The organism is Sphingomonas rustica (assembly GCF_039652585.1).
In the GTDB taxonomy this organism is placed as follows: Bacteria; Pseudomonadota; Alphaproteobacteria; order Sphingomonadales; family Sphingomonadaceae; genus Sphingomonas; species Sphingomonas rustica.
In genome coordinates this window covers 212,753-223,945 of sequence record NZ_JBDIZK010000009.1, presented here as the reverse complement: position 1 = coordinate 223,945, position 11,193 = coordinate 212,753, and the positions used below count along the sequence as shown (strand labels likewise).

6 protein-coding genes and 1 tRNA gene are annotated in these 11,193 nt (G+C 65.9%); 5 read left to right on the top strand and 2 right to left on the bottom strand.

Annotated features, from left to right (window positions below):
* Positions 1 to 569: 569 nt before the first annotated feature.
* The gene (locus TPR58_RS15990) at positions 570 to 1,835 is read right to left on the bottom strand and encodes a tyrosine-type recombinase/integrase (protein WP_346247703.1); all 1,266 of its coding nucleotides are present in this window, start codon (positions 1,833 to 1,835) and stop codon (positions 570 to 572) included.
* 164 nt (positions 1,836 to 1,999) lie between these two features.
* Positions 2,000 to 2,086: transfer RNA gene (locus tag TPR58_RS15985), tRNA-Leu, on the bottom strand.
* 282 nt (positions 2,087 to 2,368) lie between these two features.
* Here TPR58_RS15985 and TPR58_RS15980 point away from each other — a divergent pair.
* From TPR58_RS15980 to gltB, 5 genes are all read left to right on the top strand, one after another.
* Complete coding sequence (locus tag TPR58_RS15980) at positions 2,369 to 3,304, top strand: complex I NDUFA9 subunit family protein (protein WP_346247702.1); 936 nt, start codon at positions 2,369 to 2,371, stop codon at positions 3,302 to 3,304.
* 65 nt (positions 3,305 to 3,369) lie between these two features.
* Positions 3,370 to 4,173 carry an undecaprenyl-diphosphate phosphatase gene (locus tag TPR58_RS15975; protein WP_346247701.1) on the top strand — a complete coding sequence of 268 codons (804 nt, stop codon included), beginning with the start codon at positions 3,370 to 3,372 and terminating at the stop codon, positions 4,171 to 4,173.
* Positions 4,174 to 4,296: 123 nt separating this feature from the next.
* Positions 4,297 to 5,751, top strand: a complete 1,455-nt coding sequence (locus TPR58_RS15970; protein ID WP_346247700.1) for an NAD(P)-dependent oxidoreductase — start codon at positions 4,297 to 4,299, stop codon at positions 5,749 to 5,751.
* Between the two features lies 1 nt (position 5,752).
* Positions 5,753 to 6,541, top strand: coding sequence for a DUF2059 domain-containing protein (locus TPR58_RS15965; protein WP_346247699.1), 789 nt, complete (start codon positions 5,753 to 5,755; stop codon positions 6,539 to 6,541).
* A 108-nt stretch (positions 6,542 to 6,649) separates the two neighbouring features.
* Positions 6,650 to 11,158, top strand: a complete 4,509-nt coding sequence (gltB, locus tag TPR58_RS15960) for a glutamate synthase large subunit (RefSeq protein ID WP_346247698.1) — start codon at positions 6,650 to 6,652, stop codon at positions 11,156 to 11,158.
* Positions 11,159 to 11,193 lie beyond the last annotated feature (35 nt).

Below are 11,193 nucleotides of genomic sequence, written 5' to 3'. Positions count from 1 at the left end.
CCCCCCCCCCCCCCCCCCCGCTTCGGCAGCGACCACAGCGTCGCGCCATATTGGTCGATGCCAGGTTTCGTCGATGAAGATCAGCCGGTCGGGATCGAGATATAGCTGGCGGTAGAAACATGTTTAGCACTGCTCCAGGATGTCGGGTGGATCCTGCTCCGCTCCGTACGCCGTCTTTTTTGCACGTTATCCGGTGGCGGTCGAAGAGCCGCCACAGCATAATGATCGCGACCGGCGTGCGGCGTTGGGCAGCAACTCGACCAGCGTGATGTCGCCCCTCGCCTCGATCACATTCAGGAAGAACGTCGCGTGCGCATCCATCCTGGAGGAGAGTGAAAGTCGCCGCCCTATGGCTCGGCACGACATCCCGCCCTTTATCGCGGCGATCACTCGCTCAAAGATCCTGCGACGGTTCCGCGTAACGCATCGTTCGTTTAGCTGGCCTAGTGACGCCAGCTAACGCACCGTGCTTGGCAGTCCGCTCTGGGGACTTTGTCGCGGCCATCATGGCTGGGATGGAGAAAAGTCGCCACCGGCCCGATCTAGGCCGGCGGCTGTGTCTGCGCTTGTCACTGAGCCGATCGCCTCGATCGACCGCCAAAATCGACCTTGACCACTTTGCTGTCATCACCGGTTCTGTCGCCATTTCCACCCCCGCGTAGCTGGTCGAGATAGTCGGACCAATGCTGCATCATGCGCACCCGCTCCTCCCAATATTGCCCGCGCGCATAGGCACGCCGAACGCCGTTACTTTCAATATGAGCGAGTTGTCTCTCGATGGCGTCGGGGTTCCACAGCCCCATCTCATTGAGCAGCGTCGCCGCCATCGCGCGAAAGCCATGCGCGGTCATCTCGCTGCCGCTATAGCCCATCCGCCGGAGCGCGAAGGTGACGGTGTTCTCCGACATGGGTCGCTTCCAGGTATGGGATGCAGGGAAGACATAAGGGCTGTGCCCGGTCAGCGGCCGTATCTCATCGAGCAGGTCCAGCACCTGCCGCGACAGCGGCACCTGGTGCGGCCAGCGCATCTTCATCTTCTCAGCCGGGATCGACCACACGCCACGCTCAAGGTCAAACTCGCTCCATTCGGCACGGCGCAGCTCGCCGGGGCGCACGAAGACGTGAGGCGTCATCCTCAGCGCGAGCTTGGTGATCGCATATCCGGGGCAATCATCGATGTCCCGCAGCAGCTTGCCCACCTCGCTCGGGCGGGTGATCGCGGCGAGGTGTTTGGTCTTGGGAACGATGATCGCCCCCCGCAGGTCGCGCGCGACGTCAACCTTCGCTCGACCGGTGGCGATCCCGTATCGGAAAACCCGACTGATCACGCTGCGCATACGTCGCGCGCTTTCGTAGCGGCCGGTGGCCTCGACCTTACGCAGAACAGCGAGCACTTCCTGCGCCTCGATTTCGTGCAGGGGCAGGTTCCCGAGGAACGGGTAGACCATTTCGAGCAGCCAACGAACCTTGCTGAGCGTGACCTCTGCTCGCTCCTCTCGGGTGATCTTGACGAACCACTCCTCGGCGACGCCCTTGAAGGTGATGTTCTCGTCGATCTGAGCGCGAAGCTTTCGGCGCTTTTTCTCGACCATTGGGTCGACGCCGTCGTCGATCAACCGGCGGGCGGAGTCGCGCTTGACGCGAGCATCGGCCAGACTGACCTCCGGCCACACGCCGAGCGCCAAGAGCTTTTGCTTTTCGAGAAGGCGATAGCGGAAGCGCCAGTATTTGGCGCCGTTCGGCATCACCAGGAGGAAGAGGGAATGCCCGTCGCTGAGTTTATAGGGCTTCGATCGGGGCTGAGCATTCCTGATCGCGATTGCGCTAAGAGCCATGGTGGTATCTCCGTCCGAAAACAGGCGAATCCACTGCCGATTTGTACCACCAAAGTTGGTGGTATGTCGGCGGACGCGCCCAAATCTCGTCGGAAAGATATTTGGAAAAGGCCTTAGGCCCCAGCCACTTACGCGACGCCCATGGACGTCGATGGACTGGAAAATGGTGCCCAGAAGAGGACTCGAACCTCCACGGCCTTGCGACCGCCAGCACCTGAAGCTGGTGCGTCTACCAATTCCGCCATCTGGGCACGGGGTAGGCGGCGGCAACTACGGGGGGTGTCGGGGGTTGTCAACCGGCCAATCGCCGGGTGCGGTCATTAATTCTGTATCAGCGTGATTTTTTGGGCGCGATCGGGATTTCGTCCTCCATCAGGCGCTTGCGGCTAGAACTTGCCTTTGGTGGCCGCTCCCTGCGGCGATCGGCATGGCAGGCCACCTGGCCCGTGGAAGGGAAACTGTCGCACCAGCCTTGCCGTTTGTGTCCCCGGGAGGCATGGGACGCTCCTGTAGTTTCGCATCTGAGGCAAGGCATGAAGGACAAGCTGGTAACCCTAATCGGCGGCGGCGGTTTCGTGGGTCGCTATGTCGCGCAGGAACTGCTGAAGGCGGGCGCCCGCGTGCGGATCGCGCAGCGGCGGCCGCGCGACGCCTGGTTCGTCCGGACCCTGGGCGGGCTGGGCCAGACCCAGTTCGTCGCGGCCGATGTCGGCCGGCCCGCGACGATCGCCAATGCGCTCGCCGGCGCCGATGCGGTGGTCAACCTGACCGGCACCTTCGCCCGCAACGCTTATTGGCAGGTGCATGAAGCGGGCGCGCGCACGATCGCCAAGGCTGCCAGCGCCGCCGGCGTCGGCGCCATGGTGCACTTTTCGGCGATCGGCGCCGACCCGCAGTCGCCGGCCGAGTACGGCCAGTCCAAGGCGGCTGGCGAGACGGCGGTCCGCGAGGCTTTCCCGAACGCGACGATCCTGCGCCCCTCCACCCTGTTCGGGCGCGAGGACCAGTTCGTGAACCGCTTCGCCGGACTGATCGCCGCGGCCCCGTTCGGGATCGTGCCCGTCCTGCGCGGCGAGGCGAAGTTCCAGCCGGCCTATGTCGCCGATGTCGCCGAAGCGGTCGCGGTCGCGCTTGCCGATCCGGGCACGCATGGCGGCAAGACCTATGAACTGGGCGGTCCGGAGGTGTTGACCATGACCGAGCTCAATCGCTGGATCGGGCATGAGATCGGCCGCGATCCGGTTCTGGTCGAGGTGCCCGATGCGATCGGATCGATCCTGGCCTCGCTGCCCGGCACGCCGATCACCTCGGACCAGTGGAAGATGCTGGGCCGCGACACGGTGGTGTCGTCCGGCGCGCCGGGGTTCGAGGCGCTCGGCATCGAGCCGCAGCTGCTCGCCGCGGTGGCGCCTGCCTGGCTGGTCCGCTTCCGCCGCAACGGCCGATTCGGCCGGCGCGCCACCGCCTGATCGCTTTCCTTCCGATGTCGGCCGGGCGATCCTGAGGAGCGTCCGGCCCGAAAGGGCATGACTCCATGACCGAGCTTATCGTCGCCGTCATCCTCGGCATCGTCGAGGGCATCACCGAGTTCCTGCCGGTATCGTCGACCGGCCACCTGATCCTCGCGTCGGAACTGCTGGGCTATGATGCCGAGCAATGGGCGATGTTCAACGTCATCATCCAGCTGGGCGCGATCCTGGCCGTGGTCGTACTCTACTGGCGGACCTTCTGGGCGGTGGCGACGGGACTGATCCAGCTCAACCCCGTCTCGTGGCGCTTCCTGCGCAACCTGGTGATCGCGTTCATCCCCGCCGCGGTGCTGGGCCTGGCGCTGCACGACAAGATCGAGCTGCTCCTCGGCTCGCCCAAGGTCGTCGCCTGGGCACTGATCGTCGGCGGCGTCGCGATCCTGGTGATCGAGCGGATGCTCAAGTCCGCGACCATCACCGGCATTGCCGAGATTCCGGTCGTGCGCGCCATCGGCATCGGCCTGATCCAGTGCATCTCGATGATCCCCGGCGTCAGCCGTTCGGGCGCGACGATCATGGGTGCGCTCAGCCTGGGCGTCGAGCGTCGCACCGCGGCCGAGTTCAGCTTCTTCCTCGCCATCCCGACCATGCTCGGCGCCACGACGCTGGAGCTGGCGAAGAAAGGCGTTGTTCTCGAAGGCCGTGTCGGGTGGGACGAAATCGCCGTCGGCTTCGTCGTGTCGTTCATCGTCGCGCTGCTGGTCATCAAGTGGTTCGTCGGCATCGTCAGCAAGCACGGCTTCGCCCCCTTTGCCTGGTATCGCATTGTCGCCGGCGCGACCGCGCTCATCTGGCTCACGATACGGTAGGTCCGAAACGGCCATAGAATATTGCCACACATCCGGAAAATTAACGCCCACGACCCGCAAATCTTGAATTAGGTCAGCATTACTGCCTTTTAGTGTGCGGCGGTCTGTTTTATCGCCGCGGGCATGGCAAATGATGTGATGCTCAGATTCGTGGAAACCGGGCAGTCTTTCCCGGAGAAGCGGCCCGCGCCCTATCGCCGTGAGGATTTCCGCGAGATCGCGGACCGATATTCGGTGCCCGCAGCCGAGGAGCAGGCGGGGCGCTGCTCGCAATGCGGCGTGCCCTATTGCACGGTGCATTGTCCGCTTCACAACCACATCCCCGACTGGCTGCGCCTGACCGCCGAGGGGCGGCTGCGCGAAGCCTATGAACTGTCGAACAGCACCTCGACCATGCCCGAGATCTGCGGCCGCATCTGTCCGCAGGACCGGCTGTGCGAGGGCAATTGCGTCATCGAATTCTCCGGGCACGGCGCGGTGACGATCGGGTCGGTCGAGAAGTTCATCACCGACACTGCCTGGGAGGAAGGCTGGGTCGAGCCGCTGGTGCCCGGCCGCGCCAACGGCATGTCGGTCGGGATCATCGGTGCCGGTCCCGCCGGGCTCAGCGCAGCCGAATATCTCCGGCTGCTCGGCTATGACGTCCATGTCTATGACCGGTACGACCGCGCCGGCGGTCTGCTGACCTACGGCATTCCCGGCTTCAAGCTGGAAAAGCCGGTCGTGACGCGCCGCGTCGAGCGGCTTCAGGCCGGCGGGATTGTATTCCATCTCGGGTTCGAGGTCGGACGCGATGCCAGCCTGTCCGACCTGCGCCAGCGCCATGACAGCCTGCTGGTCGCCACCGGCGTCTACAAGCCGCGCGCGATCCGTGCCGAGGGCGTCGAGGCGGACGGGATCGTCGACGCGCTCGACTATCTCACCGCGTCGAACCGCAAGAGCTTCGGCGATGCCGTTCCCGCCTTCGACAACGGCAGCCTGGATGCGCAGGGCAAGAAGGTCGTCGTGATCGGCGGCGGCGATACCGCGATGGACTGCGTCCGCACCGCGGTGCGCCAGGGCGCCACGTCGGTGAAGTGCCTCTATCGCCGCGACCGCGCCAACATGCCGGGGTCGAAGCGCGAGACCGCCAATGCCGAGGAGGAAGGCGTCGAGTTCGTCTGGCTCTCCGCCCCGGAAAGCTTCGAGGGCGGCGACAAGGTCAGCGCAGTGAAGGCCAGCGCCATGCGCCTGGGCGCGCCCGATGCCAGCGGCCGCCGCGCGCCGGAAATCGATCCGGGCGCCGGCTTCACCGTCGAGGCCGACCTGGTGATCAAGGCGCTGGGCTTCGACCCGGAGGACCTGCCGCGGCTGTTCGACGCGCCCGAACTGGGGGTCACCCGCTGGGGCACGCTGCGCACCGACGGCAAGACGATGATGACCAGCCTGGACGGCGTGTTCGCCGCCGGCGACATCGTCCGCGGCGCCAGCCTGGTGGTGTGGGCGATCCGCGACGGTCGCGACGTCGCCGCGCACATGCACGGCTGGATGCGCGCGCGCGCCGCGGCTGCTTCCGCGGCCACCCCGCAGGCGGCGTGAGATGGGGAATCTCCTCTTCCGAACCTTGATGGCCACGCTCGCGCTGGGCACTGCGGTAACGGCGGCCCCTGCGCTGGCGCAGAGCGGCGCCCTGCCGCCCAGGCCCATCGCTGCTGCCGATCCGGCGCGCCGCGCACTCGCACTGCAACTCGCAAAGACCCTCGCGCCGGAGGACGCCACGATTATGGCGATCGAGCGCGTGATCGCGGTAGACATACCCAAAGCAATGCTTGCCGACGCCAACATGAAGGCGCTCGAGCAAGAGTATCCGGGTGTGATAAAGGCCGTGGCCGAGGGAATGGCCCCAGTGCTGTTGCGCTACTCACGTGATTCCCTGCCGGGTGCTTGGGACAGCATCGCGGACGTGCTCGCCGAATCGTTGACCCAGGATGATTTGCGCGCGGCCCTCGCATTCTATGGCGGGCCGACGGGCGCGAAGATCATTGCCCGCATGCACCAGTCGGTCGATTTCGCGCCGGTCCTTGGCGAGATGCTCAAAACGGAGGATTTCGGCCTGACAGAAAGCCAACTCGCCAGGACAGTACGACGTAGCGAGTCCGATGTGATTGACAGACTGACACCGCAGGAATTGGCGGAGGCGGAAGCGTTCGTCAGATCGCCGACGGGTGCCAAGATCGTCGCGCTGACCCCTAGGGTTCAGGCGATCTCGGTGGCTGAAGCAAACAAGCCCAACCCCAAGGTGGATGCCGAACTCGAGGCGGCGACGATCGCGGCAATGGAAAAGTTCACTGGGCTCAACCTGCGCGAGGGCCACGAAAAGTCGAAATAGGCACCAGGTGCCGAACCGCAGGCAGCCTGCGGCAGAGCGCTTGCCAGCTGACACCCCAACGTGATTCACGGCCACGCCATTGGCCCGGCCGACCGACAGGACCAGAAGATGACCAACGACGCCGAACGCAATCGTCTCGCCCGTGACGGCATGTATCGCCCCGAATATGAGGGCGATGCCTGCGGCGTCGGCCTGGTCGCCGCGACCGACGGCACGGCATCGCGCCGCGTCGTTCAGTCGGCGATCGATGCGCTGCGGGCGGTGTGGCATCGCGGCGCGGTCGATGCCGATGGCAAGACCGGCGACGGTGCCGGATTGCATGTCGACCTGCCGGTGCGCTTCTTCGACGATGCGATCGCCGCCAGCGGCCACCGCGTCCTGCCGAACCGGCTCGCGGTCGGCATGATCTTCCTGCCGCGCACCGACCTGGGCGCGCAGGAGGCCTGCCGCACGATCGTCGAGAGCGAGATCATCGAGGCAGGCTATACCATCTATGGCTGGCGCCAGGTGCCGGTCGACGTGTCGGTAATCGGCATGAAGGCCCAGGCGACGCGCCCGGAGATCGAGCAGATCATGATCGCCGGCCCGCTGCCCGACGATCAGGACGCCGCGGAGTTCGAGAAGAACCTGTACCTGGTCCGCCGCCGGATCGAGAAGAAGGTGATCGAGGCGCAGATTAGCGGATTCTATATCTGCTCGCTGTCGCACCGCTCGATCATCTACAAGGGGCTGTTCCTCGCCGAGAGCCTGAGCGACTTCTACCCCGACCTTCGCGACGCGCGGTTCGAAAGCCGCGTCGCGATCTTTCACCAGCGCTATTCGACCAACACCTTCCCGCAATGGTGGCTGGCCCAGCCGTTCCGCTGCCTCGCCCATAATGGCGAGATCAACACGATCCGCGGCAACAAGAACTGGATGAAGAGCCACGAGATCAAGATGGCCAGCCTCGCCTTTGGCGAGCAGTCGGAGGATATCAAGCCGGTGATCCCGGCCGGTGCGTCGGACACCGCCGCGCTGGACGCCGCATTCGAGGCGATCTGCCGTTCGGGCCGCGACGCGCCGACCGCCAAGCTGATGCTGGTGCCGGAGGCATGGGACGACCAGACCCCCGAATCGCACCTGGCGATGTACAAATATCTGGCCAGTGTGATGGAGCCGTGGGACGGCCCGGCCGCGCTGGCGATGACCGACGGCCGCTGGGCGGTCGCGGGCATGGACCGCAACGCGCTGCGTCCGCTGCGCTACACCCGCACCTCCGACGGCTTGCTGATCGTCGGCTCGGAAGCCGGCATGGTCGTCGTGCCGGAGAGCAACGTGCTGGCCAAGGGCCGACTGGGCCCGGGCCAGATGATCGCGGTCGACCTCGACAGCGGCGAGCTGCTGGAAGACGGCGCGATCAAGGACCGGATCGCCGCCGAGGCGGATTATCCCAACATGATCGGCAAGTTCCTGTCGATCGACGACCTGGCTGCAGCCGAGGCGGCGACGCCACAGTACAGCCGCGCCGAGCTGACCCGCCGCCAGGTGGCTGCTGGCCAGACGCTGGAGGACATGGAGCTGATCCTCGCCCCGATGGTGGAGACCGCCAAGGAAGCGATCGGGTCGATGGGCGACGATACCCCGCTGGCCGTCATCTCGGACAAGCCGCGGCTGATCAGCCAGTTCTTCCGCCAGAATTTCAGCCAGGTGACCAACCCGCCGATCGATCCGCTGCGCGAGCGGCAGGTGATGACGCTGCGCACCCGCTTCGGCAACCTGGCCAACATCCTCGACACCGCGGGCACGCCCAACCCAGTGCTGGTGCTCGAATCGCCGGTCCTGACCTGTTCGGACTGGAACCGGCTGAAGACGCATTTCGGCAACCAGTCGGCCGAGATCGACTGTACCTTCGATGCCGAGGGCGGCCCGGACACGCTGCGCCAGGCGATCACCCGCATCCGTTACGAAGCCGAACAGGCGGTGCGCGCCGGCTGCACCGAATTGTTCCTGACCGACGAGCATGTCAGCGAAGGCAAGGTGGCGATCGCGGGCGTGCTGGCGGCGGCGGCGGTTCACACCCACCTCGTCCGCCGCGGCCTGCGCTCCTATGCCTCGGTCAACGTCCGCACCGCCGAATGCCTCGACACCCATTATTATGCGGTGCTGATCGGCGTCGGCGCGACCACGGTGAACGCCTATCTGGTCGAGGCTGCGATCGCCGACCGCCAGTCGCGCGGGCTGTTCGGCAAGCTGACGCTGGACGAGTGCCTGGCGCGGCACCGCAAGGCGATCGACGAAGGCCTGCTGAAGATCCTGTCGAAGATGGGGATCGCGGTGATCTCCAGCTATCGCGGCGGCTATAATTTCGAGGCGGTCGGGCTCAGCCGCGCGCTGGTCAACGACCTGTTCCCCGGCATGCCGGCCAAGATCTCGGGCGAAGGCTATGCCTCGCTCCATCTGAGCGCGATGATTCGGCACAATGCGGCCTTCGACGCCGCGGTCGCGACGCTGCCGATCGGCGGCTTCTATCGCCATCGCAACGGCGGCGAGACGCATGCCTATTCGGCGCAGCTGATGCACCTGTTGCAAAGCTCGGTGTCGAGCGACAGCTACTCGACCTATCTGCAATTCTCGCGCGGGGTGCGCGACATGCCGCCGGTCTATCTGCGCGACCTGCTCGAGTTCAACTATCCCACCGAGGGCATCGCGATCGATCAGGTCGAGGCGATCACCGAGATCCGCAAGCGCTTCGTGACCCCCGGCATGTCGCTCGGCGCGCTCAGCCCGGAGGCGCACGAGACGCTGGCGATCGCGATGAACCGCATCGGGGCCAAGGCGGTGTCGGGCGAGGGCGGCGAGGATTCGGTCCGCTACACCCCGTACGAGAATGGCGACAACGCCAATTCGGTGATCAAGCAGATCGCGTCGGGCCGGTTCGGCGTCACCGCCGAATATCTCAACGCCTGCGACGAGATCGAGATCAAGGTCGCCCAGGGCGCCAAGCCCGGCGAGGGCGGCCAGCTGCCCGGCTTCAAGGTGACCGAGTTCATCGCCAAGCTGCGCCACGCGACGCCGGGCGTGACGCTGATCAGCCCGCCGCCGCATCACGACATCTATTCGATCGAGGATCTGGCGCAGCTGATCTACGACCTGAAGATGATCAACCCCAGGGCGCGGGTGTGCGTGAAGCTCGTCTCGTCGGCGGGGATCGGCACCGTCGCGGCGGGCGTGGCAAAGGCGCATGCCGACGTGATCCTGATCGCCGGCCATGTCGGCGGCACCGGCGCGTCGCCGGTCACCTCGGTCAAATATGCGGGCACGCCGTGGGAAATGGGCCTCAGCGAGGTCAACCAGACGCTGACGCTCAACGGCCTGCGCGGCCGGGTGAAGCTGCGTACCGATGGCGGGCTGAAGACCGGGCGCGACATCGTGATCGCCGCGATCCTGGGCGCGGAGGAATTCGGCATCGGCACGCTCAGCCTGGTGGCGATGGGCTGCATCATGGTCCGCCAGTGCCATTCGAACACCTGTCCGGTCGGCATCTGCACCCAGGACGAACGGCTGCGCGCCAAGTTCGTCGGCACGCCGGAAAAGGTCATCAACCTGATGACCTTCATCGCCGAGGAAGTGCGCGAGATCCTGGCACGTCTGGGCTTCCGCAACCTCGACGAGGTGATCGGCCGGACCGAGCTGCTGCGTCAGGTCAGCCGCGGCGCCGAGCATCTCGACGATCTCGACCTCAACCCGATCCTGGCCAAGGTCGATGCGGACGAAAGCCAGCGCCGCTTCAGCCTGACGACCTTCCGCAACGAAGTGCCCGACAGCCTCGACGCGCAGATGATCAAGGACGCGGCGCCGGTCTTCGCCCGCGGCGAGCGAATGCAGCTGACCTATACGGTGCGCAATACCCACCGCGCGGTCGGCACCCGCCTGTCGAGCGAAGTCACCCGCACCTTCGGCATGTCGACGCTGTCCGACGGCCATGTCCATGTCCGGCTGCGCGGCAGCGCCGGCCAGTCGCTCGGCGCCTTCCTGTGCAAGGGGATCACGCTCGAAGTGTTCGGCGAGGCCAACGACTATGTCGGCAAGGGCCTGTCGGGCGGCATGATCGTGGTCCGCACGATGGTCAGCTCGCCGCTGGCCAGCCAGGACAATACGATCATCGGCAACACCGTGCTGTACGGCGCGACCTCGGGCCGGCTGTTCGCTGCCGGCCAGGCGGGCGAGCGGTTCGCGGTGCGCAATTCGGGCGCCGACGTGGTGGTCGAAGGCTGCGGCGCCAATGGCTGCGAGTACATGACCGGCGGCACCGCCGTGGTGCTCGGCAAGGTCGGCATGAACTTCGGTGCCGGCATGACCGGCGGCATGGCGTTCATCTACGATGCCGATGACAGCTTCGTCGCGCGCGCCAATCCGGAGAACATCACCTGGCGGCGGATCGCCTCCGCCCATTGGGAATCGAAGCTGCGCGACCTGGTCGAGGCGCATGTCCGCGCGACCGACAGCGAATGGGCCAAGGGCCTGCTCGACGACTGGGACCGCGTCGTCGGCCAGTTCTGGCAGGTCGTGCCGAAGGAAATGCTCGAGCGGCTTCCCTGGCCGCTGGACGATCGTACCGAAGCCGTCGCGGCGGAGTGAACGCCATGTCCGCGCTCCGGTGAACCGGGGCGCGG